This is a genomic window from Endozoicomonas sp. Z74, from assembly GCF_057680865.1.
In genome coordinates this window covers 1-25,395 of sequence record NZ_JBLYZI010000041.1, presented here as the reverse complement: position 1 = coordinate 25,395, position 25,395 = coordinate 1, and the positions used below count along the sequence as shown (strand labels likewise).

The 25,395-nt window shown below is 50.5% G+C and carries 16 protein-coding genes and 2 tRNA genes; 11 read left to right on the top strand and 7 right to left on the bottom strand.

What is annotated here, in order from left to right:
* Positions 1 to 15: 15 nt before the first annotated feature.
* The gene (locus ACNRUY_RS13385; protein ID WP_488112144.1) at positions 16 to 1,323 is read left to right on the top strand and encodes a hypothetical protein; all 1,308 of its coding nucleotides are present in this window, start codon (positions 16 to 18) and stop codon (positions 1,321 to 1,323) included.
* An 83-nt stretch (positions 1,324 to 1,406) separates the two neighbouring features.
* Here the strand turns inward: ACNRUY_RS13385 and ACNRUY_RS13380 are convergent, their stop codons facing one another.
* From ACNRUY_RS13380 to ACNRUY_RS13350, 7 genes are all read right to left on the bottom strand, one after another.
* A complete protein-coding gene (locus ACNRUY_RS13380) occupies positions 1,407 to 2,351 on the bottom strand; it encodes a trypsin-like serine protease (protein WP_488112143.1) in 945 nt (314 codons plus the stop codon).
* Positions 2,352 to 2,474: 123 nt separating this feature from the next.
* On the bottom strand, positions 2,475 to 3,248 hold the full coding sequence (gene hisF / locus ACNRUY_RS13375; protein ID WP_488112142.1) for an imidazole glycerol phosphate synthase subunit HisF: 774 nt from the start codon (positions 3,246 to 3,248) through the stop codon (positions 2,475 to 2,477).
* Between the two features lie 12 nt (positions 3,249 to 3,260).
* Positions 3,261 to 3,650 (bottom strand): DUF4870 domain-containing protein, encoded by a 390-nt coding sequence (locus ACNRUY_RS13370; RefSeq protein WP_488112141.1) that lies wholly within the window; start codon positions 3,648 to 3,650, stop codon positions 3,261 to 3,263.
* Positions 3,651 to 3,661: 11 nt separating this feature from the next.
* Positions 3,662 to 4,390, bottom strand: coding sequence for a 1-(5-phosphoribosyl)-5-[(5-phosphoribosylamino)methylideneamino]imidazole-4-carboxamide isomerase (hisA, locus tag ACNRUY_RS13365; protein ID WP_488112140.1), 729 nt, complete (start codon positions 4,388 to 4,390; stop codon positions 3,662 to 3,664).
* A gap of 1 nt (position 4,391) precedes the next feature.
* Complete coding sequence (gene hisH / locus ACNRUY_RS13360) at positions 4,392 to 5,036, bottom strand: imidazole glycerol phosphate synthase subunit HisH (protein WP_488112139.1); 645 nt, start codon at positions 5,034 to 5,036, stop codon at positions 4,392 to 4,394.
* 40 nt (positions 5,037 to 5,076) lie between these two features.
* Entirely contained in the window at positions 5,077 to 5,670 is a 594-nt protein-coding gene (gene hisB, locus ACNRUY_RS13355) for an imidazoleglycerol-phosphate dehydratase HisB (RefSeq protein ID WP_488112138.1), read from the bottom strand.
* A 68-nt stretch (positions 5,671 to 5,738) separates the two neighbouring features.
* Positions 5,739 to 6,476 carry a hypothetical protein gene (locus ACNRUY_RS13350; protein WP_488112137.1) on the bottom strand — a complete coding sequence of 246 codons (738 nt, stop codon included), beginning with the start codon at positions 6,474 to 6,476 and terminating at the stop codon, positions 5,739 to 5,741.
* 308 nt (positions 6,477 to 6,784) lie between these two features.
* Between ACNRUY_RS13350 and ACNRUY_RS13345 the strand changes: the two genes are divergently transcribed.
* The 10 genes from ACNRUY_RS13345 (at position 6,785) to ACNRUY_RS13300 (ending at position 24,536) form a co-directional block, all read left to right on the top strand.
* A complete protein-coding gene (locus ACNRUY_RS13345) occupies positions 6,785 to 8,995 on the top strand; it encodes a hypothetical protein (protein WP_488112136.1) in 2,211 nt (736 codons plus the stop codon).
* Positions 8,996 to 9,166: 171 nt separating this feature from the next.
* Entirely contained in the window at positions 9,167 to 11,230 is a 2,064-nt protein-coding gene (locus ACNRUY_RS13340) for an AsmA family protein (RefSeq protein ID WP_488112135.1), read from the top strand.
* 197 nt (positions 11,231 to 11,427) lie between these two features.
* Positions 11,428 to 12,537 carry an A/G-specific adenine glycosylase gene (mutY, locus tag ACNRUY_RS13335; protein WP_488112134.1) on the top strand — a complete coding sequence of 370 codons (1,110 nt, stop codon included), beginning with the start codon at positions 11,428 to 11,430 and terminating at the stop codon, positions 12,535 to 12,537.
* A gap of 552 nt (positions 12,538 to 13,089) precedes the next feature.
* Positions 13,090 to 20,553 (top strand): autotransporter domain-containing protein, encoded by a 7,464-nt coding sequence (locus ACNRUY_RS13330; RefSeq protein WP_488112133.1) that lies wholly within the window; start codon positions 13,090 to 13,092, stop codon positions 20,551 to 20,553.
* 352 nt (positions 20,554 to 20,905) lie between these two features.
* Entirely contained in the window at positions 20,906 to 21,850 is a 945-nt protein-coding gene (gene yihG / locus ACNRUY_RS13325) for a 1-acylglycerol-3-phosphate O-acyltransferase, YihG family (RefSeq protein WP_488112132.1), read from the top strand.
* Positions 21,851 to 21,892: 42 nt separating this feature from the next.
* Positions 21,893 to 23,407: a protein adenylyltransferase SelO gene (locus ACNRUY_RS13320; protein WP_488112131.1), complete on the top strand. Its 1,515-nt coding sequence runs from the start codon at positions 21,893 to 21,895 to the stop codon at positions 23,405 to 23,407.
* Positions 23,408 to 23,448: 41 nt separating this feature from the next.
* A complete protein-coding gene (locus ACNRUY_RS13315) occupies positions 23,449 to 23,721 on the top strand; it encodes an oxidative damage protection protein (protein ID WP_488112130.1) in 273 nt (90 codons plus the stop codon).
* 144 nt (positions 23,722 to 23,865) lie between these two features.
* Positions 23,866 to 24,084, top strand: a complete 219-nt coding sequence (locus ACNRUY_RS13310; protein ID WP_488112129.1) for a hypothetical protein — start codon at positions 23,866 to 23,868, stop codon at positions 24,082 to 24,084.
* Positions 24,085 to 24,200: 116 nt separating this feature from the next.
* Positions 24,201 to 24,276 (top strand) — tRNA-Phe (locus ACNRUY_RS13305).
* A 184-nt stretch (positions 24,277 to 24,460) separates the two neighbouring features.
* A tRNA-Phe gene (locus ACNRUY_RS13300) sits at positions 24,461 to 24,536 on the top strand.
* Positions 24,537 to 25,395 lie beyond the last annotated feature (859 nt).

The window sequence follows — 25,395 nt, the reverse complement described above, 5'->3', positions numbered from 1 at the left end:
TCTGGAGTCCTATTTTTGAGTATCCGCAAAAAGCCCCTTGGCCTTTTCAGCCAGCTTGCGTCCCGCTTTTCGATTCGCACCCAGTTCATGCTGATTTACGGGCTGTTGATGACCACCCTGACATTGGGGAGTATTCTGGTCATCAACAGCGAAATGACCTCTTCCAGCCGCCATCAGGCAGACAGCATTGGTCAACTGCTCAGTGAGCAAACCGCCAGTGCCGCAACGGATATGCTGGTCACCGGGGACCGGCTGAGCCTGAACGTTCTCCTGGGCCAGCTCGTGCAAAACCCTTATGTAACCCAGGCCAGCATTTACAGCATTGATAACCGAAGAATTGCCCGGGCCACCACCCATAAGCTGGATGAGACCCTAACAGGGCCTGTTTACTCTTCCCCCATTCATTATCAGGATGTTATTGCCGGTTATGCCCGGCTTTCCCTGAATGAAACCCTGCTAACCCAGAAACCAAGAGAAGCCCTGCTGATCATCACAGCAATTGGCATTCTCCTGCTGCTGGCAGGTCTAGTTTTTCTGTATTTATACAGCGACACCCTGAGACAGCAGCTGGGCACCATTGAACGTCAACTTCGCTCTATCTTAACCCTTGGCAACCACCAGCCCCTGGCAATGGCTGAGCTGCCCACCGGAGAGGTCAGCCGACTGTCGTCCATAGTAGAAGGTCACCTGACGGCAATGCGCATGGAAGAGCCGGAAGAGGAGCCTGTTCAGGTTCTGGAAACCGCTGCCATTCTGGCCATTCGGGCCAAAAACCTGGGCCGCCTTCAGCAGTTACTGGCACCGAAAGATCTCCAGGAAATCCTCAGAACCCACAGCAGGATCATTGACCAGGCCGCCGACTATTACGGCGGCAGCGTCACCTACACACCGGAAGGTAATGCCTATATCCGTTTTTCCAGTAATGACAGTGAGGGCTTCAGCACTGAAGCCCTGTATTGTGGACTGATGATTGCCGCACTCTCTGAAAAAGCCGGCGAAATCAATATTGCCAGTGTTCATTTGGGCGCTGGACTGAGCCTCAGCGACCAGCAATCGGAATTTCCGGAAGAACGGCACCCGGCCCTGGGAGACAGTGCCGCCAGCCAGGCCCTGAGCCTGGCCAATATTTCAGAACCTGACGGGCTGCATATGTTTCGAAGCCAGGTCAACTGGTTACCGGCTGACCTTCCGGATATCCAGGTCTCGGAATATCATGAAGAAATTGTATTGATCAAAGGGCTCAAAAACGAGCTGGCAGAGGAGCTGAGAGGTCAGATTTTTGAGGTGAGTGATGAGCTGAAAAAAATCATTAATGGAAGTTGAATTTCATAAACAAGATAAACAAGCGGCTTACTAAAACAGCCGCTTGTTCCATTAGAACACAAGAAAATACAAAGAAGAGCGTGTCAAGGAGAGCTGCTGGAAATCAACTCCATCTCTCTACTCCAGTTATCCTCATTGCACTCAACATTTTTCCAGTCTAGGGGTTTCAGACTATCTTCCACCTCATCTAAAGCAGTCATACCTGTCGCCGACTTGATGAAGGATAAATGCTTAACAACGGGTTCAAAATCCATGGCATTAGCTCCGCTCACGGCCACACCAAGAACCTTGGTTCTTCCCTCAGTATCCTGGTAAAATAAAGGAGAACCAGAATCACCGCTATCCATGCGTCCCTGATTATTATGATACTTAACTCGCGATCTTAACATATAAAGGGCTGGTTCTTCATCGTGATTGCTTCGACAGTCACCAAGCTTATTTACTGCACCGTACCCCCATTTCAATTTCATCTTTAATAATACGTCACCCCCGGCATAGCCTGCTGACATGGGCCCAAATACTTTTGATCTGGGAGATACCTGCTTACAGTTATAACGTTCAGTATTTAGCTCTGGAATGCTATTAACAATACTGGGAGTCATCATCGGTCCATCTAACTCAACAATAGCGATATCGTTTACCGCCCCCTCTGTTTCCAAGTTGTCATAATCAGGATGAAGTACATATCGTCTTGCATTTACCGTTCCGCTGTAAGCCTTTTTGGCATTATTAAAAAAAACCTTTAAACAACGACCGTCCTTATATTTCTCAAGAGCATGACCGGCAGTCAGCACGTATTTTTGGGTAATCAAAAAACCAGAAAAACTGCTGTTTTCATCTTTAAGCTTAACAATCCATGGATAAGCCCCTTGAGGAGCCTTCCTTGCTGTACCAGAATACCGCTTGAATCTTTCTTGCGCTTCCTCCCCATAGACTGCTTGCTCTTGCTCAGAGGCCTCCTCCGCATAAAGCGCGGAACCATAAACAACCAGAATGGATACCATTGGTATAACAATTTTCTTCAACATTCTGTTCGCTCCAGCCACCTTAACGACTCCCCAGTATAGTTGCTGGTAGCTTAATAAGGTGGATGGTGTGCTATGACAAAAAAACGTAATGCAGCCGTTGTTTATTCAGAATACTTTAATCATTCACAACCGCATTTCTATACCACGTTCAGCCATATACTGCTTGGCTTCGGGGATCGAATACTGACCAAAATGAAAGATACTGGCCGCCAGAACAGCATCAGCCTTGCCTTCCTTGATGCCGTCCACCAGATGGTCCAGATTACCCGCCCCTCCGGAGGCAATAACAGGAATCGACAGGGCTTCTGAAATGGAGCGGGTCACGCCAAGGTCGTACCCCTTTTTGACACCGTCCTGGTCCATACTGGTCAGCAGGATTTCCCCGGCCCCCAGATTTTCCATTTTCACGGCCCATTCAACCGCATCCAACCCCGTGGGCTTTCTCCCTCCATGGGTGAAAATCTCCCACCGATCAGGCTCCCCGGGCTTGCTGACCTTTTTCGCATCAATGGCCACCACAATGCACTGAGAACCAAACCGGTCTGCAGCCTGCTGAACAAACTCCGGATCAAAGACTGCCGCCGTATTAATACTGACCTTGTCGGCACCGGCATTGAGCATCGTACGAATGTCTTCTACCTTGCGAATTCCTCCGCCCACCGTCAGGGGAATAAACACTTCACTGGCCATTCGCTCAACCGTGTGCACGGTTGTGTCTCTTCCTTCATGACTGGCAGTAATATCGAGAAAAGTGATTTCATCCGCCCCTTCATCATTATAACGACGGGCAACCTCTACCGGATCACCGGCATCACGGATATCAACAAACTGCACCCCTTTGACCACGCGGCCATTCTCTACATCAAGACAGGGTATTATTCTTTTCGCCAGCCCCATTGGATCAACCTTTTAATTTACCAGTCGCAGCGACACTGGATAGCGATAGAACTCACCGCTACCCGCTTTCATGGCCGCACGAACCATCAACACCAACACCACAATCACCACCACAGGAATCAGTGGCAACAGGAACAAACCCACCAGCATTAACTTCAATGCAATCCAAAGTGCCATCAGCAGTGAGAGGGTTATCTGAAAATTCAGAGACTCCCGGGCATGGTGTTCCACATAAGGGGAACGATCTCGCCTGGCCAGCCAGATGACCAGGGGAATCACGATATTCAACCCCGGAATCATAAAACCGAACAGAGCCAGAAGGTGGGCCATAACGGCCAGATTCCGGTCATCCCGGGTGATGTCCGTCACATTAACCGGCCTGTTATGCTGATCGTCGTTCATTGCTGTATCTCTTATGCCTGACAGAAGCGCTGGGCCTCAGCCAGATCAAGCGTACCTTCGTAGATTGCACGGCCAATGATGGCGCCTTCAATTCCCTCATGGGCAACGGCCTTCAACCCACGGATATCATCCATATTGGTGATGCCTCCAGAGGCAATCACAGGAATAGAGATGCTGCGTGCCAGCTGCACCGTAGCCTCCACATTGACTCCCTGCATCATGCCATCCCGGGCAATATCGGTATAGACAATGGCGGACACCCCATCCTGCTCAAACTGACGGGCCAGACTGGTCACCTCTACATCAGTCACCTTGGCCCAGCCATCGGTGGCCACTTTTCCGTTTCTGGCATCAATACCCACAATGATGTGCCCCGCAAACTCGCGGCAAGCCTGTTGCACAAATGCCGGTTCTGTGACGGCCTTAGTACCAATAATCAGCCAGGAGACCCCAGCTTCAAGATAGGCTTCAATGGTCTTCAGGTCACGAATCCCCCCCCCAATCTGGATCGGGGTATCCGGGTACTCAGCGGCAATCCCCCTCACGGCTTTAGCATTGACCGGCTTGCCTTCAAAGGCACCATTAAGGTCCACCAGGTGCAACCGGCGACAACCGGCCTCTACCCAGCGCCCGGCCATGGCAACCGGATCATCCCCGAACACCGTTGCATCATCCATTTCACCCTGGCGCAATCGGACACAGGCCCCGTCTTTCAGATCAATCGCTGGAATTACAAGCATCTCAGGGTTTCCACTTCAAGTAGTTTTCTAATAGCTGCAGTCCATTGGCCGCACTTTTTTCCGGGTGGAACTGAACCGCAAAAATATTCTCATGACTCAGGGCCACGTCAAAGGTCACGCCATAATCACACCGGCCAGCCACCATCTCTTCACTGGCCAGATGGGCATGATAACTGTGTACAAAATAGAAACGGGCATTGTCTTCTATGCCGGACCACATCGGGTGGGAGAGCTCAGTCTGACTGACGCGGCTCCACCCCATATGGGGAACTTTGAGTTTTTCTCCATCCGCGCCCTTCAGCTCTTTTCCGAAGAATTTAACATCTCCCGGAAGCATACCAAGGCACTCAACCCCATCGTTTTCCTGGCTGTGATCCAATAGCACCTGCATGCCCACACAAATACCCAGCAAGGGACGGGTAGCCACTACTTCCCTGACCACTTCATCGACACCCTGGCGGACAATTTCCGCCATGCAGTCACGAATGGCACCTACCCCCGGCAGCACTACTTTATCCGCCCTTAATATCTCCTCGGGGCTGGAGGTAACCTTGATTCGTGTATCTACCTCTGCCACATGCTCCAGGGCTTTACAGGCCGAGTGCAGATTTCCCATACCATAATCGATAATGGCAACTGTCTTCATGAACCACTTGCTCCAACGGCTGCTTTTTTTGTTATGGCCACTACAGCGTTCCTTTAGTGGACGGCATCTGGCCCATCATGCGTGGATCCGGAGCCACAGCCATGCGCAGGGCACGCCCGAATGCCTTGAACACCGTTTCAATCTGGTGGTGGGAATTGCGCCCGCGGAGGTTATCTATATGCAGGGTGACTCCGGCATGATTGACGAAGCCCTGGAAGAACTCATAGAAAAGATCCACATCGAACTGCCCGATCATGGCCCGGGTGAACGCCACATTGAATTCAAGCCCCGGACGCCCGGAAAAGTCGATCACCACTCTGGACAGTGCCTCGTCCAGAGGAACATAGGAATGACCGTACCGACACAGCCCTTTCTTGTCTCCAACAGCCTGGGCAAAGGCCTGACCAAGGGTAATGCCAATATCCTCTACCGTGTGATGGTCATCAATCTCATTATCCCCGGAGGCCTTTACCTCAAGATCAATCAACCCATGGCGGGCGATCTGATCCATCATATGATCCAGAAAGGGCACACCGGTTTGAAAGTCTGCCTTACCGGTTCCATCAAGGTTGATGGCCACACGGATCTGGGTTTCCAGGGTATTTCTTTCCACACTGGCCTTGCGCTCAGCCATGAATCTCTCCGGTTGGATTGTCGTCTGTTGTGATAGCCGGGAGAGCCATTATATAGAGACAGGCCCGGTTATTCAGCCCTGAGTTTACTGAAGGGGTCACCCTCCACCTTTTTCAGCAGCCTGTTCACCTCAGCCTTTTTTATCTGAACCAGCTTGGCACTCACAGGCCGCAGGCTGTCATCGGTCCACTGATAGCCATGACGAGGCCAGCTGAGTGTATTATCAATACACTCTTCAGCAAATCCCTTCAGCTCGAAGCGCCCCTGCTGCTCAATACAGCCGGTCAGGAATTCATACACTTCCGACATCATCAGTGGGTAGCTTTCAGTAGGCTGAGGAACCTCATATTTTCTTTCTGTACGGTATATCCAGATCTGCCCCTCTGTCGGCAGGGCCTTATCCACCATTGGAGCAAGCTGGGAACGCTCTATTGCGACCCGGCAATGGAGAACCTGGGTCCGGTCAATGGCCTTTACTTTGCCCGACTGAACCGGAATCAATACACCATTGAATTTTTCCCCTGCACTGGGGGTGACCCCCAGACGGGTTCTTTTAACATTGTCCGGACGAGTCTTTGTCAACCACCCACGTTTAAAGCCACTCACCCATACCGGCACCTCAGGATCGGATTGAAACTGTCGGGCTTTTCTGGACTGATCATACAGCAGGCTGCCATACCCTACGATGTACTGCTGCTTTTTACTGTCAATGGCGGGAAAACAGGCATTGGCACTGGCAAACGCAGGAATCGTCGTCAGTATCAACAGTGCCATCGCCCAAGAGGCCACCACCGAAGATACCGACATCCTCAAGCCCTGCTTTATTTTGCGTATCACTGAACATGGAGCCAGTTGAATTTTCGACGCAGCCTTTAATAACCGCTTTAGTGACAGCCTTAATGATAAGAATGAGAACAGCTGTACGCCCTGCATGACAAATCCCTCAAAATTGACTCCGCCAGGAAGCGTTTATGGAATACTCAATAATAGACTTCCTGAACCATCCTGAGCCGGAAAACTGGATTGAAAAAAAGATTGACATTTTTCCAAAAAAGAGGGTTGCATTTGCTTGTCAGTCAGGTATCGTGTAATTGATTACAAAAGGATCTGACCCCATGCCCGGTCGAATGTTGTTTAAGGAAAAACAACTCAGGCTTTGTGTCGTGGCTGCCCTGACTTCCTTAACTGCTCCTGTAGCAGAAGGGCTTTTGTTGCCTCCAAAACCACTGTCATCCAACCTGTCCTGGAACTGTCACCCTGGAAGTGATAATCCCTGGCTTTGCCGTGGCGCTAACGCTCTGCGCTCAATTCAGGCCCAGGCTACCCAGGCGCTCCAGAAGCCTGTGCGTTCCATCACATCCAATTTTCAACCGGCATCAGCAGCCGGGCAGTTCACCAGGAATCCCCAACCTGCTATGTCTCAGGGGACATCTCCGTCTGAGTCTGCGGTATTAATGGAGCTACTGAATTCACCGGACAATAATTATGTACTTCAGTGGATGGCCGCCAGAGAAAGAGACCAGTTGGAAGCCATGAAACAACGCTACCCAGTCCTTCAGGATGCCACTATTGCTCAGTACCGGCGTTCGGGGAAAGACTGGTTCATGCTCCTTGATGGCCCATACCCAAGCCGGATGGCCGCTATATCTGCACTGGATGCCCCCCCCAGATCCCAGATGGCCAGAGAGCTTTACCCCTGGACAAGATCACTGGCCAGTATTCAACAACTGGATATCATTCTGCCAGAGTCTTCTCAGCGACAACTGGCAATGGCCCTTTCTCAACAGGGCTTCAACTCCCAGGCTCAGGCCTCAGCCAAACAAAACACCACCGGTTTCACCAGAGAATATGGAACTTCTGTCAGCTACTCCTCAGAGGGTTATGCACAGGAGGTGACTGCTGGCCAGAATCCACTTATACCAGCTACACCCCAGTCCTCCTCATGGCAACCAGAGCCAGCACAACTGGCCACTCTGCCCTACGGCCAGGAATTTGATAACCCCCGTTATAACAGCTACCCAGCGGGCAGTGTTTCTGATTCTGTGACTCCAGACCAAAGCACCCAGGAGATGTACGTCAGTATCACTCCAGCCTACCGCAGCCACATTAAGGAGCAGTATCAACAGGAGCCAGTGGATTACAATATTCAGGACACCCCTCCTCAACCGGAGCAGGAACCTGACCGTTTTTCCAGACCCAGCCCAAGACCTGGCATCAATGTCCTGACTGCCAATCCCCTCAGTTACACCATTGAGTGGATGGCAGGAAGTCGAAAAGCCTCCCTGGAAAGAGCCAAACTGCGTTACAGTGAGCTGCAGGATACCCAGATCATTCACTATCGCAGAAATAACCGGAACCGGTTTGTTCTGGTCAGCCTGTTGTTCGTTAACCGTTCCGATGCCCTGGATGCCCTGCTAACCCCTTCTTTCTCCCGGGTCTCTGCCCGCTTTTCACCAAGAGTCAGACAAGTGGGAGACCTGCAGGCTCTTGTAGGATCTACTCCTCAGCCCAGCCAGTTCCGGGCCCAGACCAGAGAAGACACTACAACCAGGCAGGCTCTTAACAGCTACAGGCCCGAAAGGGATCTGAACTGGGAAAATCCGGCAGGCACCAGAGATGTCAGTGCCAGCACCTGGCTGGTAAACAACCATAAGCCTGCCAGTAGCCAGAAACCAGACTTGAGGCAGGCACAGATGCCAGCTCCAGAAGCAGCAATGTCTCCCATAAACAACCACGCTGGCTATGAACGTGAAAAACCCACTCAGTATCAGTGGGCCAGGGATCAAAAACCGGAATTACGGAGCCATCAGCCAGTCATTAAAAACCAACAGCAGGTAATTAAACGCCATCAGCCGGTGAGCAACAACCACCAACCCTGGGGCAATAACTCCCAGTCTGCAAATCATCAACGGGCCAACCCATCCGTTGTCAGCGACCAACAGGCAATGATATCCCCATCAACATCTGACGAGCAGAAGCAACTTTACGCATACCAGCCTGTAAGCCAGCCGCTCAAGGAGACAATTTCTGCTGAACACATTCTGAACAGCCCGGAAAAAAGCTATACCATCCAGTGGTTTTCCGCGAACAATCCGGAGTCCATTCAACAGCTCAGGGAACGTTTCCCTGAGTTATCTTCAGCAGTCACTTTGAAGATGCGTCGCGGTGGCAAAGACTGGTACGTCCTGGTTCAGGGGCAGTTCCGCAGCAGTCAGGAAGCGATTGCCGCCATCAAATCCCCCGCCATGAAACACGCCACGCTGGTTCTGCACCCCTGGACCCGCCCGGTGAACTCCCTGAAAAAACTTCAGCTCGCCAGTCGCTAAACCACGCCAATCCGGAAAGTGCGGATTGGTAAGGCCATCATGCATTGGAGCGGTTTAGCTCAGGGGCTGTGTTAACAGAACCGGGTTCTGGCATAATTCATTCAACTGCTCTGAGCCTGGATTTTGCTCAAGTGCTCCAAAAATGTACCGCTCTCAATTCTGAGGCTAGCCATGAACCGCATTTTCAAGTTCATTGTCGCAATACTGGCGACGCTGGTGCTGCTGGTTGTCATCGCTGCAGCTCTTTTGCCACGGTTAATAGATCCGAATAACTATCGGGACGATATTGCCAGGCTTGTGCATGACAACACAGGACTGACATTGTCCATCAACGGCCCCATTGGCTGGTCTGTGTTTCCATGGGTAGGCCTGTCCCTGGAAGACGTCAGTGTTACAGGCACCAATGGCTCTATGCTGGCTCAGCTGGGCTCCGCAGAGGTCAGCGTCAAACTTCTTCCCCTGCTCAGCAAGCGCATTGAGATGCAGACAGCCACCCTTCAGGGGCTGGAGTTAACCCTGGTCAAAGAGAAAAGCGGCCAGGGCAACTGGCAGGTAGAGAAGCCTCTTGGGGCCAGCAGCAAAAAAAAAGGCGAACCACAACAAACACCTGATAGCTTAGAGCAGAATGGAAAGCAGGAAAAGCTTCCCCCTCTTGAGTTGAATATTGCCAGTATTGAGGTTGCCAATCTACTGGTCAGCTTCGATGACCGGCAGGCAGGCAGGCAGTACATCATTGATCAGGCCAGCCTCACCACTGGAGCCATCGAGGGACAAACCCCCTTCGATTTCAAGCTGGCAGCAAGGATCAGCGTACCGGACCTGGCAATGAACTCCATTATCAGTGGCAAGCTGAAATTCAATCTACAGGAGGGGCTATACGATGTTGAAAACCTCAACATAAGCACCAGCCCTGATGTTGCCCAAGCTGAGCAGCTGAGCATCACCGGAAACCTTCATTATCAGCAGAGCCCCATGCAGGCGAGGGGCCAGCTGGACGTCACTCCATTCAATCTGGCCAGGCTGCTGAATCAGATCAAAGTGCAACTACCACCCATGGCGGATGCAAAAGCCCTCAGCCACCTCTCCTTTAACAGCCAGTTCCAGACCGATGGCAAACACTTCAGTGCCGACTCGCTCAAGCTTCAACTGGATGACTTCAAGGTGAATGGTTACTTCAAGGTGACAGACCTTGAACGTCAGACCATGAAATTCAGTTTTACAGGCAACGATCTTAATCTTGATCACTATCTGCCACCAAGTACTGAAAAAGATGGGAAAGAACCCTCCAGCAAGAAAGAACCTGCTCCTTCTCAAAAGACCCCACAGGGCAAGCAGGTATCAAAGGAGTTGCCATTAATACCTGAAGACATGCTCCGGGGCTTGAATCTGGATGGCTCTTTGAAATTGTCTTCCCTCACTGCCGCCAAACTCCGCTTTGATCAACCATCAGTGACCCTGAAAGCAGCGGGTGCCAGACAGAAAGTCACCATTGGCTCGGCGTTCTATCAAGGGCAGATCAACCTGGATTCCACCCTGGATGTTCGAACCAAAGGGCTGCCCAAAGCCACTGCTTCCGCCAGCCTCAAGGGCATTAGCCTGGAGGCCCTGGCGAAACCGGTGCCAGCCCTGCAGCCGGTTCAGGGTAATGTGAATGCCGACATGAACATTTCCACCCGGGGTCAACTGCAAAGTGAGTTGACAAGAAACCTCAATGGCAAAGTGCAATTTCGTATTCAAGAGGGGGCTTTCAAGGACGCCAACTTCGACAAGCTGGTGTGCGAGGGGATTGCCAGAATCCGCAAAAAGGATCTTGCCAAAGCCGAATGGGACAATTCTACCCAGTTTAAAGACCTGAGCGGCACTTTTATCATCACCAATGGTGTAGCAGTCAACAATGACCTGGTTGCAGCCCTCTCAAATCTCAACCTTAAGGGGGATGGTAACATCAACCTTGTGCAGCAGACACTGGACTACCATGTCGGGCTGAACATCCGTGGCAATGAAGCACCGGACAGCGACCCGGCCTGTCAGGTCAATGAAGATTATGTAGACGTCACCTGGCCTGTGCGTTGCCAGGGAGCCCTTGGCAAGCAGCATTGTGGCATCGACACTGAACGCCTTGGTGACACCATTGCCAGCCTGCTTCGCAAAGAAGCAGAAGGCCGCCTCAAGAAAGAGATTGAAGAGAAGGTTCAAGGGCCTGTTAAAGACCTTCTGAAAGGCTTGTTTAAATAATCTCAAGAATCCTGCTCCATCGCGCTTGGCGATGCTCAGCAGCAACCTGCAGGAGTTTTTTTCGCCTGGGTAGGTTGCTGCTGAACACAGTGAAGCGCAACACACCATAAGTTTCAGACAAGTTCGAGGCTTTTGGAACATTAGCGACTCATGGCACCCCAGAGCGAACGAATACAGACAGGGACAAATCATCCCGGATGAGCAAAGCAATCAATACAGTCAACAACCACAGAACCCCATTCAGTCAGAAGCTGCTTGAATGGTTCGACCAGCACGGCCGGAAAGATCTTCCATGGCAGAAGGATAAAACCCCTTATCGGGTCTGGGTCAGTGAAATCATGCTGCAACAGACTCAGGTGACTACCGTGATTCCCTATTTCAAAAAGTTTATGGGACGGTTTCCTGATGTTCACGCACTTGCTGCTGCCAGCGAAGATGAAGTCCTGCACTTCTGGAGTGGACTGGGTTACTACAGCCGGGCCCGCAACCTTCACAAGGCGGCCAGGACAGTGGAAAAGGAATTCTCCGGTGAATTTCCCCGATCCGTTGAGCTTCTGATGAAACTGCCAGGCATTGGACGGTCAACAGCAGGCGCCATTGCCTCCATCAGCATGGGAATTCGTGCCCCAATCATGGATGGCAATGTCAAAAGAGTGCTCACTCGATATTGTGCGGTAAACGGTTGGCCAGGAAAGTCTGCCGTGGCTGAAAAACTCTGGGACATTGCCGAACAATTCACACCTGACAGTCGTGTAGACGACTATACACAAGTAATGATGGATATGGGGGCAACTCTCTGCACCCGAAGCAAGCCAAAATGTCATCAGTGCCCCCTGAAAACCGACTGTAAGGCACACCTGGCAGGAGAGGAAACGCTCTACCCTGAGCCCAAACCTAAAAAAGACAAACCCCAGAGAGCCGTCTATATGCTGATGATGGTCAATCAGTTCGGCGAGGTTCTGTTGCAGAAAAGACCTCCAGCCGGTATATGGGGAGGGTTATGGAGTTTTCCGGAAGCTACGTTAACATCAGGCTCCAGTAAACAGGCACTGTTATCTGCAGCAGAAGAAAGCAGCGGAATTAAGCCGGAAACACTTGACCTGTGGCCACCCTTTCGCCATACCTTCAGCCATTATCATCTGAACATTACTCCGGTCTTGTCGTTTGTCGGGTCCTCACCAGAAAACCTGAACAGTGTCGTCAGAGAACAAAACCAGCGCCTGTGGATCCCTTTGGACAAACCTGTTGAAATAGGTCTGGCAGCGCCAGTCAAAAAACTATTGGCAAAAATCCAGAAAGCAATTTGACATTAATGGGTATCCATATCGATAGAATAAAACCCTGTTCACTTCCACGATTTTTCCTGGAAGTGAATAGCAATCGCTGAAGACTGCTCGCAACAGAGCCTCCATACAGATATCAGTAGGAGACACTGGCTGGCTATTCCCAGCTACATCATTTCACTTTTTTAAAAACGAATGAAAATCATAAATAACAATAAGACATCAAAAAAAATTATTTATTTCTTTAAAAAAGGAACTTTCGTTCATTAATTTAAGCTTTCCAACTAGACGACAATTATATTTATAAATTTTTCTCACAAAAGACATTGTTTTAACACAAAATCGGTATTTCATGTGCTTTTCGGTTTTCACTACCATTCGCCAACCCAACACGCCAAAGGCCTGACAATTCAATTTCTTCCGTCTGGACAATGAATCGGCAGCGACTACCAGCCTTTCTGCCGCTCGTTTTCAATGCGGAACTTCTCTGTCCTCCTGATAGCACAGTAGCCAGAGAATCATGAGATAAAGAATTACAGTGCTTCTGGGTTAACTCACTTGGTTAAGGTGTCAATAATGAGTCGTACAGCCACTGGCGCATTTCATAAAAAACTCCTGGCTTTTGCAGTCACATCGGTACTTGCAGGCTGGGTCGGTAGCAGTAGTGCAGGCACTCACTTTGCAAGAGACAACTCTTCAGGTGACAGCACTCATACCGCCAATGGGAAAGGAGCCTTCAGCGGCAAAAGAGCCCTCAGCGCACATGCAGCCAGCAGTGGAGTCAGAGATGTTGGCGGGTTTGGGACAGCACACGGCAGCGCCCATGAAAAAAACGTTAAAGCCAATACCAGAATGCATAATCGACGGACTGGGTTAAATACGGCCTTCTCCAAGCCTTCTGACGTTGTTTTCAAGGGATCTTATGGAGACAATGATGATGAGGACGTGAATCCTGGCAACACTGGCAACACTGGCAACACTGGCAACACTGGCAACACTGGCAACACTGGCAACACTGGCAACACTGGCAACACTGGCAACACTGGCAACACTGGCAACACTGGCAGCTCCTCTGCATCTTGGCCACCAAAAGGCACCTTCACAACCAAGGCCAATGAAAAGCACAGCACATCCGAAGCACTTGGTGAGATCAGGATGGTAAACAGTGGCAAAGATGGCTGCCAAGAAAAAGTTTGTAACATCGTAGTTACCGGTGAAAAAGCTATCCTCACCATCGACAAAGCAATAACCGGTGACTTTACCCAAGAGACAACAGATCCCAGAAACAACGTAATGGTGGAAACCAAGGGTACAGATACCGGAAAAACAATAACCATTAAACCAGGCGTTAAAGTATCCACTGCCATAAGCAACACCGCACTCTCTGCCGATGCGGCAATCAAGGCAGGAACGGGTACTACTGTGAGCAACGAGGGTGAATTGCAGATCCATGGCCGTAAGCCATCAGCAGGCAGCAATATTGGCATACTGCTTGAGGCCGGTGCTACCGGTACCAACTTCGCCACAGGCAAGGTTTATGTGGTGACTGAGGACGGTATCGGAATAAAGGCAACAGGGAAGGGCAGTGGCGACGATGCAAAGGCATCAACAGGTACCAATAACGAAAAAGGGGAAATCTTCGCCACGGGTAAAGCAAGTGTTGGGATGAAAGCTGTCGCCAAAGGGCTGGTGGTGAATCAGGGCACTATCTCCGTTGATGGTATTGATGCGTCTGCAATGAGAGCGGTCAATACTGAATCGAAGGCCATCAACACTGGAACCATAAACGTAAACGGCAATAGCGGCTTGGGCATGAGAGCCTCTTCAGGGGGAAAGTCCGTTAACGAAGGTAAGATTAATGTAACAGGCACCAATGGAGTGGGCATGCTCGTCATCAAGAGCACTGCTGAAAACAAGGGAACCATTACCGCAGGCGGTGAAGGCGCTGTCGCTATGCAAGTCATCAATAGTAACAATCTGCATAACAGTGGTGAAATTTCCAGCAACGGAGCAGCGGTTAAAATTTCAGGAGCCAGTAGCGCAGAATTTTTAACAGGCTCATCCGTTAAGGGGATAAAAGCAGCCATTGAAACTTTCAAGGAAGAGGGGGATACGGGTTCGCCAACCATAAACCTCCAAGATGGTTCAATTGATGGTGACATTTTAGGTAACACTGATAGCGATACCTTAAAGATCCAGCCTACTTACAGCGGCCAGGACAGTGGCCAAGCCCTTGTTACCGTCAATGGTGAAATTAAAGGCATAGAGAACCTGGAAATTCACAATGCCATTGATGACAGCAAAAATGGAAAGTTTGAGGTCAAAGGATGGATTGAGGACACATCCGAGCTAACAGTGGCCAGAAGCGTCGATCAACTCCATATTGCCGGAGAAGCCTTACTGCCTGAATCGCAAGCAGCGGCTCCTGGTTCGGAGGTGTCGGTTCTGAAAATGAACACCGCCACAAAAGTACTTAAGGTCAATGGAGGCCAGGGTACCGACCGCCACATCAAAACCGGTTATATCCACAGCGGCGCAAAATTCAGCAAAGTGACAGGCATTGAAGAACTTGTTGTTAAAAGCGAAGACTTTACCCAGAGCGATACCAGCGAGGGAGAGAACGATGGCTGGGTTCACAACACCAAAATCCTGACCGTCAATGCGCCAGTCAAGGACGTTTATATAGCCGGTGCAGCAACTGCAACTCCAGAGGCCGGTAAGCCCTCCACCCTGAGGATGGTCAATGCAGTAGCTACTCCTCTGACCGTATCCAGCACTGAAGACAAACAAAACATTGAAACCCTGCATGTTCAAAATAATGCGGGCATAAGCAAGATTGCTGGAACTCAGACAATTAAAATTGACGGGAGTGGCTGGGGCTGGGATCAAGGCAGCGCATCCACGGTCGTTACATCACCTCAATCTATCCTTATTACCAACCAAGGAGTCGTTGGTAGTATGGGTGAAGGGGCCGCGGCAAAAGGCGACCTGAAACTTGACTTTACAAGTACTCCTGCAGTCAAAATGCTTGAAGTGACCAACCAGGGTCAGCTGACAACATTCAATATTCCAACCACAGAAGGAGCCCCCTCCTTTAACCTGGTACAGGATACAAACCCTGAAACACAAACCCAATCATCCTTTATTTCTGGAAAGACAAGGGCGGGTAAAGACACGCTGACGCTAAAACAGGGTAAAGTGAGCTTTGCCGCATCACCAGCTAACTCCCAGTCAATCGACAAAATCGTGGCTATCCCCAGAATGGGAGACGATAAATCAGAAAAAACCTGGCGAGTGACTTCCGTTGTTCATGCATCCACCAGGGACAATAATGGCCTTACCCACATTGAGGCCAAAGCTGATCCAGGCGTCAAACCCGGTGTATTTGCAATAAAGAACGTTGAACTGACGGGAAATGGGGCCACTCCAGCACCAACCCCCCCTGAGGCTACCGGGGAAGGGCATGTAAAAAAACTGGTCGTATTAACTCCAGCTCCACCTGCCGCTGGTCAACAGCCTGAGGCCCCCCCCCTGTCCATTTCAGCAGACAGTGCAGGACTGATCGAAAAAGTAACCATTAAAGACAAAGCCACCTTTGGCTCAATCACTAATGCCGATACCATCGTGGTTGCAGGTGGTGGAACAACGGGCACCGGAGATGAGAAAAAGACAGACTCTGCAAAAGCCTGGCAATCCTTCGGAGTAGTTACAAACCCGGCAACGATTACAGTAAGCGGCCATGTAGACGCCATCAAAGGCAGTTCAGTAGCCCCCACCGCTGCTCAAACACTCCATGTGGCCGGACAGCGGGATTTAACCATTGAAAATAAAGCCGGGAAAAGCATCGGCACCGTGGAGTTTAGCGATGCAGGCCCCAATATCCGATTTGTTCAAGGAGCCAGCGGCAACTCTGATGTAAAAATCAATCTCAGCGATAAAAAAACCAACGTACTGGTTCTGAAAAGCGGAGCGACAAAACCGACTGAAATGTCAGGAATAAATGGGTATGGTTTCACGGATGCAACAACGTTGGCCTCTATTGGCCAGCTCAAAGACCTTAAGCGCCTGGAATTTGAGTTCGGTATTGACAAGATCGCAGCCATCCGGATGGATAGCCCGGTAACGCTCCCTGACAATAGTGCAACGTTAACTCAAATCGGCTTTTCACCATCAGAGCCAGAAAGTTTTTACCTGAAACTGGATGATAAAGCTACCTATAAAACCGTCGACTTCAGTCTGGAAAACCGCCCCAATACCACCTTTGAAGTCGCTGCTGGAGCGACCGTTGGCGCCGCTACCGTTACGGATGCAGCTAAAGGCCTTGTGCTTAACGCTAAAAGCAAGGACAGGCTGGTGCTCAATAGCGGTACCCTGCATGGTGACCATCGGTTTGAATCCATTGATATCACAGGGGATCAAACCAGTATTTCAATGCCTGGCACGTATTCCGGAGTCAGCACTCTCACCATTGCCTCAACCGGCCAGCTCTCAACTCTGAATGTGAACACAGGATCAGGCGGTCAAGGTACGTTAAAGGTGAACACCTCCGCAGAGAACCCCCTGGCGGTCAATACAGCAGTCGGAGGCACTCTTGACAACCTTAATGCAGGCAGCGGGGCCAACCTGGGCGATGTCATGCTTCAGGGCGGGGCCGTCAATATTGAAGCCACTGGCTGGAGTTTTGGCACCATTACCGGTGCAGGCACCCTGTCATCAAAGTCGGTCATTGATACCGTTAGAGTGGGAGCTTCCCCAGAGGCCACGGGGGCCAACAGCTTATCCTTTAAAACCACCACTCCGCTGGGAATTGATGTTACCGGTGAAGGTATTCATGTAAACACCTTGGAGGTTGAAGAAGGGGCAAAATTAACAGGCGACGTGGGTACGGTAAAAGCCGTCCATATCAAGGCCAAACAGTGGCAAATGCCGGGCTGGTTTGAGGGCACCGAACAGCTAACCCTTGACAACTCCGTTGATACCGTCAATCTGGCAACCATGCCCCCCTCTCCCGAGGGCAGCACTCCAGTCAACCAGGCAAACACCGCCCCGGAACAACAGACAGCCGCGGTTAATGTAAAAACCGTTTCCGGAGCCCCGCTGACCATTGCCAATGCTCAGCCGATCAAGCAGTTGAATATTGGCGATAAAGCAGGGCTGTCGTCTGTTGGGGTCGTTAACAACATTGGCATCCATAGCAAAGACTGGACAATAGTGAATACCATCACTAACCCACAAAGCATCGAAGTAGTCCAGGGAGGAGCCGCCAGGGTGGTTGCGGATGGTCAAAAACCCGATAAGCCTGAGGTTGGTGTCCTGCACCTTGGTTTTGACATGAACGCATACACTGGCATGGACAGCGTATTTACATTGACCAGCTCTGAGAACGGTACCGCATCAGCTGACTTTTCTGCTGATATCGACCGCCCCACTCTGAGATTTGTGCAAAACGGTGGCACCACACCGGAAGCCAAAGGCAGGGAAGATAAAAACGACGTGCTCGTTATTAAACAGGGTGCACCCGCAAAAGTCTCTGGATTTAAAAACACTGAAATTTGCGGAAGTGACTGGGGGACAATGGAAGTCATCGACCCAAACACCATTGTGGTTAGCAAGGGCGGTATGGTTAAAGAGCTGAGACAAACCGATGGCGAGTCTTCAGGCGCCTCTACCAGTGGTGATAAAGGTGGCGTGCTCTCCCTTCGGTTTACCCCAAGCCCGGCTGGCAAGACAGGCACCAAAGACTTTACGATTCGTAATGAGGGTGGGGAAATTGATGACTTCCACCTTGAAAGCCATCAGACACGCCAGGGAAAAAGGCTGGTGTTTGAACAAAATGACGGTACCACAAGAAACCTCCGTGGAGGCAGTGGCAGTGGTGATATCGTGATGCTCAGAAAGGGCTCTATCGGTAGCTTGTCGGATATTGAACATGTCGCCATTGATAGCCCGGAAGGCGGTGAGTGGACCATTGGGCAGATTACCATTGATAGAGAAGACAGACACACTCTCGATATTGGCAGTACTACAACCGTTGAGTCTCTTAACGTAAGTACTGTTACCACAGACCAGCCACCTGCAAGGACCATTGCCCTGGCCTTTGCCGAAGCTCCAGAGGCAACAACTTCCAGCACCTCGGGGGAAAAAGCCAGCGACTCCAGAGTAGTGACGGTCACATCCAGAGGTCATTTGAACAACATTGATCTCAGTGGAGACGAGGGTAACCCCAGACCTGCTATTCAGATTGAACAAACCGGGGGCCTTGTTGGCAGCACTGCGGACTCAACCTTAACAGGCGGGGGTGTCGATAGCCTCTCACTCACAGACTCAACCGTAAATGCCAACCTTGACGGCTTCCGTACCCTGTCTTTCAATGGTTCACGAAATCAATTTACCGGCACGACCATGGCCGTTGAAACCGTCAACGTTGAGGGTGGATTAACCGTACTTGGCCCCCTTCAAATAAATGGTCAGCTTAACCAGAAAGGAGTGCTTTGTATCGATGAGTGCGTTACAGAAGGAGGCAGTCAACAGCCCAGTACAACCCTGAAGAATCTGGTCATGAGCGCCCGTACCTTAAGCCCTGACAGTTCGGATGCAGATGTAGGCAATGACGCCCTTGTAACTGCTAACGCCATCACATTGGGACCTCAGGCCAGGCTTGAGTTTCCGCTGGGAGATGAGGATGACGTGCTTGACGAAGAAGAAGTGGTGTTGATGCAAACAGCTTCCAAAGAAGGGAAAGTTATTCCAATTGCGGTAGAAGGCAATCTCGATAATTTGGTGGTGGCTGAGGGTGAAAGTTATACCCACTATTACGCTGACTTTGCGGACCGCACCAAGAGAAACCAGATTGTCTTGAGAGGCGAAGATCAGGGCTCACGCATGGGGCGACTGGTTACCACTAAGAACACATCACTACGTAATGTACTAATGACGGCTGCGAATGCAGGCAAGCCTACCGGTAACAAGAAGAGCAAGGCCAAGTCTTCAGATACAGGCAGGACCCAGCCAAGCGCCCTCAACCAATACGTGGTCAAGAACGTCAATGCCGGGAATGCCAACGAAATGGCGGCAAAAATGGCTCCAACCTTGGCCGGTAATGGTGTTGATGCAGCTAAAAGCGGAATGAAAATGGCTGGAAAGTCCCTGGACGACCGGATGTCAGGCAAGCGGACTGGGATTGCAACTGGTGACATGTTCTCCTCCGGAGGGGTCTGGTTACAATACTCCTATAACGATGCCACCCAGGAAGGAAAAGACGGTATCTACGGGTATCAGGCCAAGACCAATGGTTTCACCATTGGTGGAGACACTGAGTTGAATGATAACCTCGACCTTGGTCTCGCCTATACCTATGCAAAAGGCGATATCACTGGAAAAGACGGCTCCAGCAATAAAATGGATACCGATGGGCACATCTTCAGCCTGTATTCTTCATTTTATAAGGATGCTTTCTTCCTGGACGGTCGCCTGAGTTATGCCATCGGTAAAAACGAGGGCAAACGCTATGTTGGCGGTACCGAGCATAAAGCCAAGTACGACAGCAATAGCTGGGGTGTCGGGCTGCTGGGTGGCTACAATATGCCTCTGGGTTATGAGTGGAGCTGGCAGCCTCAAGTTGCCTTCAACTATGCCAGTATCAGTACCGATGATTACTCAGAGGAAGCATCCAACCCCGGCCAGCAGTACTTGTCCTATGACCAGGTTAAAAATGGCAAGTATGACATTCTGGAACTGGGTGCCGGTGTGAAGTTCCTTGGTGATATCACTACCGACAAGTTGGTGATCAAACCTGAATTCAGTCTGATGGGGTATCATGACTTTAAGGATGACCCAGTCAATATGACGGCCCATTACGCCGCTGGTGGTAACAGCTTTGTTGTTCATGGTGCTGAACGTGATCAGAACCGGTTCCAGTTTGGCGCTGCTGCCAATATGGAAGTGAACGACAATACCACCATCACCCTCAGCTATACCTATGACTGGGCGGATAAGTTTAAGGTGCATGGCTTCATTGCCAGAGCCCGTTACGACTTCTGATGTCCAGGTAATTCACTCTTGCTGACTAAGCCCCCAATTGGGGGCTTTTTTTATGTACATGGATGTACTGTATGCTGGAAATGCATGGAGCAATTTCCAGTGTATGGCCATGGATGGCCTGTATGCTGGAAATGCACGACCACAGGATGTGGGAGTTAGGGCGACGCAGGATGCCACGGGAAGCATTTTCCACTGTGAGCCCATGGAAGGCCTATATGCCGGAAATGAAGAAACAACATTGCATACCAACCCCATACACTTTAGGCTTCAAAAGAATAAAAACAGCCTTGAGCTGATGAAAAGCCTTTAGCCCATAAAAGGTCCTGATCCAATCAATAATTGACGAACTACCATGCTGTCATTCCTTCCTCATTTTCTCACAGGCTGTCTGGCCGCTTTCCTCCTCACCCTGAACACGCTATTGCTTTGTCTGCCTCTTTTCCTGGCGGCTTTGCTTAAACTGATCATTCCACTGCCTGCTTTCCAGCGCCTGATGAGCCGCGCTGCCAATGGTATTGCTGAGCAATGGATCTCCAACAACTCCGCATGGATGAAGCTGCTGCACCATCAAGAATTCGATGTTCGTGGGCTTGAAGGAGTGAAGCAAAATGGTTACTACCTGGTCACTGCCAACCACCAAAGCTGGGCTGATATACTGATCATGCAGCACCTGCTGAATCGACGCATTCCCCTGATGAAGTTCTTCCTCAAGCAGGAACTGATCTGGATCCCCGTCATTGGACTGTGCTGGTGGGCTCTGGATTTCCCGTTTATGAAGCGCTACTCCCGTGAGTATATTAAGAAACACCCAGAGAAGCTTGGTAAGGACCTGGAAACAACCCGTAAGGCCTGTGAAAAATTCCGCACCGTACCGGTTTCCATTGTCAACTATCTTGAAGGGACCCGCTTTACTTCTACTAAACATCAAAAGCAGCAATCACCTTTTACCCACCTGCTCAAGCCAAGAGCAGGAGGTATCAGTTATGTGGTGGGAGCCATGGGTGATCTGGTGAAAACCCTGTTGAATGTCACCATTGCCTATCACCATCAACGAATCGGTTTCTGGGACTTTCTCTGTGGCAGAGTTCAAAAAGTCAGCATCCATTTTGAGGCTCTGGAAATACCGGAATCGTTCCTGGGTTGTGACTACCAGTCGGATGATGCATTCCGCGCCGAGTTTCAGCAGTGGGTTAACAAGCTTTGGCAGAAAAAAGATAACCACCTGACTGAGCTAAAAAAAGAGGATGATAGCCAGCCTTCTTTTAAAAACTCTGGCGCAATCCCTCCTATTCCATAGTAAACTACTCAGGTTTTTTTTAGCACGTCTGAGAGCACAGGGATGAAGAGCCTGGACTCATTGAAATTTGAAAATACCTTTTCCCGGCTATCAGGGTGCTTTTATACCCGGGTTGACCCCACCCCCCTGGAAGATCCGGATTTCGTCGCTTTCAGTGCAGCAGCGGGTAAACTGCTGAACCTTGATGACACACCGGAAAACAGAAAGCAGTTAAAACACTATTGTTCCGGCAATAAACCCTGGCCCGGCACTGAGCCTCTGGCCATGGTGTATTCCGGACATCAGTTTGGTGCCTATAATCCTCAGCTTGGAGACGGCAGAGGACTGTTACTGGGTGAAGTCATTAATAGTCACCATGAAAAGTGGGACCTTCATCTGAAAGGAGCCGGGCAGACCCCCTACTCCCGCTTTGGTGATGGCAGAGCAGTCCTGCGCTCCTGCATTCGGGAGTTTCTGGGCTCGGAAGCCCTGCATCATCTGGGAATTCCCACAACCCGGGCACTGTGTGTCGTCACCAGCAAAACACCCGTCTACCGGGAAACCCGGGAGTCAGGTTCAACGCTGCTCAGGCTGGCAAAAAGCCACATCCGGTTTGGGCACTTTGAATATTTTTACTACACCAAGCGTTATGAAGCCCTGAAAGAGCTGGCAGATTACACCATTGAGCAGAGCTTTCCTGAATTGAAGACCGCCGCGGTTAAAACCTCAAATTCAGCCAACGCTGAAGCTCAAGCCGAAGAGAGCTACGCGCTGTTTTATGCCGAAGTCATTCGTCGCACTGCTTCGATGATTGCACGCTGGCAGGCTGCCGGTTTTGCCCATGGTGTTATGAATACCGATAACATGAGCATTATCGGAGATACCTTTGATTATGGCCCCTATGGGTTTATGGACCGCTTTGACTGGCACTATATCTGTAATCATTCGGATCATCAGGGGCGTTACGCATTCAGTCAACAACCTGAAGTGGGTTATTGGAACTGCGGCCGACTGGGCCAGGCGCTCATTCCCCTGTTTGACAGCACCGAGCCAATCCAGACGACGCTGGATAGTTATCCAGCCCTTTATACAAAAAACTATACCCGGCTGATGCTGGACAAACTGGGGCTGGTTTCAGAAGAAGATGAAGATCCCGACCTGATCCGTGACCTCCTTCAGCTATTGCACGACAGTGGCTGTGATTACACACTTTTTTTCCGAACACTGAGCAACTTTATTCCCGGCCAACCTCACTCAATGACTCACCAGCCGTTGAATCAACTGGTTGACCATCATACCCTGGCACCCTGGCTTGCCCGCTACTCGAGCCGACTTCAACGCAATCTGCTGGATAGTGAAACTCGCTGCCAGAAAATGAAACGGGTGAACCCAAAGTTCGTATTGAGAAACTATCTGGCCCAGCAGGCAATCGAACAGGCAGAGCAGGGGAATTACCAGGAGATAGAAACGTTGATGACACTGCTGAGTGCCCCCTATGATGAGCACCCTGGCTATGGAAGCTACGCTGAAGAGCCCCCGGAATGGGGAAGAACACTGGAAATCAGCTGTTCTTCATGATAAGAACCTCTGCTTCCCCTTTTTTTAAATGAGAGATCACCATGGCCAGAATGGTTCAGTGCGTAAAATTGAAAAAAGAAGCGGAAGGCCTGACCGTACCACCACTGCCAGGCCCTAAAGGCCAATGGGTCTATGAGCACGTATCACAGGAGGCCTGGACTCAGTGGCAGACACACCAGACTCGCCTGATCAATGAGAAACGGCTGAACCTGCTGGAGCCCGAAGCTCGAAAATACCTCACAGAACAAATGGACAAATATTTTGCTGATGAAGAGGTGGATTCCGCGGAAGGCTATGTCCCTGAGGAAAATTAATCCACTCCCGGCAAGGCCAGAAGTGATCAGCAAGTACTTACATCCTGTCACTCCTGGCGCCCTTTCAGCCAAGTAGAATCCTATACAGCTTTTCCAGACCTCCAGTTCTATAATGCCGGTTTTCTACCAGCCTGTGGCAACCCCATGAACATTAAAGAATTTTCCATTTCCAACAACCAGAAAAAACGAGTACTGGCGTCTATCTCTGACCCACAGGTGGTGTTCCTGGACGAAAATGGTGATGTGGTGGTCAATGTTGAAGCCTACATCACACTGAAAGATCGTACTAATACCGCTCCCATTGAAGAGTTGCTTGGACTGGACGCGCTGGAAACCCTGGGTGACTATGTCATCTTTCAATAGGCTAAAAGCCGGTATGGAGCGATTTTATCGGCAAATTATCAGCAAAAAGCCATTCCTGACTTGACTCGCCAGGGGGAAATCCGTTTAATACGCCTCGCACACAGTTTTGCTGTCATGCCTGGGTAGCTCAGTTGGTAGAGCAGCGGATTGAAAATCCGCGTGTCGGTGGTTCGATTCCGCCCCTAGGCACCATTTTTGACTGGGAAAGTAAACTGATATTGGCGGATCGAACCGATGAGTGGTTCGATTGTGAATACCGTCCATGGTATTCACCCTGCGGGCCAGCTGAAGCTGTCCAAAAATGTTCCTGACATTTTTGTCCGCCCCTAGGCACCATTATTCCTATTTTTAGCAGCTTGATGTGCATATAAAAGAAGCCTGGGTAGCTCAGTTGGTAGAGCAGCGGATTGAAAATCCGCGTGTCGGTGGTTCGATTCCGCCCCTAGGCACCATTCATACAAAGCCTCGGACCTATCCGGGGCTTTTTGGTTTCTGCAGCTGAAAAAATCCTCCCCAAACCACCCGGTGGTTCGATTGTGAATACCCTCCATGGTATTCACCCTGCGGGCCAGCTGAAGCTGTCCAAAAATGTTCCTGACATTTTTGTCCGCCCCCAGGCACCATTCATACAAAGCCTCGGACCTATCCGGGGCTTTTTGGTTTCTGCAGCTGAAAAAACACCACTCAAACCACCCGGTGGTTCGATTGTGAATACCCTCCATGGTATTCACCCTGCGGGCCAGCTGAAGCTGTCCAAAAATGTTCCTGACATTTTTGTCCGCCCCTAGGCACCACTCATACAAAGCCTCGGACCTATCCGGGGCTTTTTGGTTTCTGCAGCTGAAAAAATCCTCCCCCAAACCACCCGGTAAGACTCCATATCCCACTCATTCTACTAATTAATCATTAGGCCCCCCAACTATGTCAGGGAGACTCCTATAGATTATACCGAGGCCTCGGTGGCTGACCTCGATGTCTCCGCCATGAGCCATTTACCGTTTTCCCTCACCCCAGCCCTCTCCCAGAGGGAGAGTGGGAAACCCTGCCTGACCATAATGACATTGATGGCCCCCAACCTTCTCCCAAGGGGATAAGGGGTTTGGTGGTGCAAACGTTCAAAGCCCTCTCCCTCTGGGCTGTCTCTTAGTCACATCTCCACACCTCTTGTCATTCGGTAGGTGTGTAGGCGGTCTTGTAGTTTTGCCCAGCCTTTCCATACGACCAGCCATCCAGGTATGCCTGTACGTTTTGAATCACACCAGCCACCCACTTTTGCAATGGTGTGGAGAAACCAAGTCAATGTAGGTACTT

Bases quoted from the DNA above. Each gene is read 5' to 3' on its own strand.
- ACNRUY_RS13380 (WP_488112143.1), bottom strand. From the start codon at position 2,351: ATGTTGAAGAAAATTGTTATACCAATGGTATCCATTCTGGTTGTTTAT.
- hisF (WP_488112142.1), bottom strand. From the start codon at position 3,248: ATGGGGCTGGCGAAAAGAATAATACCCTGTCTTGATGTAGAGAATGGC.
- ACNRUY_RS13370 (WP_488112141.1), bottom strand. From the start codon at position 3,650: ATGAACGACGATCAGCATAACAGGCCGGTTAATGTGACGGACATCACC.
- hisA (WP_488112140.1), bottom strand. From the start codon at position 4,390: ATGCTTGTAATTCCAGCGATTGATCTGAAAGACGGGGCCTGTGTCCGA.
- hisH (WP_488112139.1), bottom strand. From the start codon at position 5,036: ATGAAGACAGTTGCCATTATCGATTATGGTATGGGAAATCTGCACTCG.
- hisB (WP_488112138.1), bottom strand. From the start codon at position 5,670: ATGGCTGAGCGCAAGGCCAGTGTGGAAAGAAATACCCTGGAAACCCAG.
- ACNRUY_RS13350 (WP_488112137.1), bottom strand. From the start codon at position 6,476: ATGTCGGTATCTTCGGTGGTGGCCTCTTGGGCGATGGCACTGTTGATA.
- ACNRUY_RS13345 (WP_488112136.1), top strand. From the start codon at position 6,785: ATGCCCGGTCGAATGTTGTTTAAGGAAAAACAACTCAGGCTTTGTGTC.
- ACNRUY_RS13340 (WP_488112135.1), top strand. From the start codon at position 9,167: ATGAACCGCATTTTCAAGTTCATTGTCGCAATACTGGCGACGCTGGTG.
- mutY (WP_488112134.1), top strand. From the start codon at position 11,428: ATGAGCAAAGCAATCAATACAGTCAACAACCACAGAACCCCATTCAGT.
- ACNRUY_RS13330 (WP_488112133.1), top strand. From the start codon at position 13,090: ATGAGTCGTACAGCCACTGGCGCATTTCATAAAAAACTCCTGGCTTTT.
- yihG (WP_488112132.1), top strand. From the start codon at position 20,906: ATGCTGTCATTCCTTCCTCATTTTCTCACAGGCTGTCTGGCCGCTTTC.
- ACNRUY_RS13320 (WP_488112131.1), top strand. From the start codon at position 21,893: ATGAAGAGCCTGGACTCATTGAAATTTGAAAATACCTTTTCCCGGCTA.
- ACNRUY_RS13315 (WP_488112130.1), top strand. From the start codon at position 23,449: ATGGCCAGAATGGTTCAGTGCGTAAAATTGAAAAAAGAAGCGGAAGGC.
- ACNRUY_RS13310 (WP_488112129.1), top strand. From the start codon at position 23,866: ATGAACATTAAAGAATTTTCCATTTCCAACAACCAGAAAAAACGAGTA.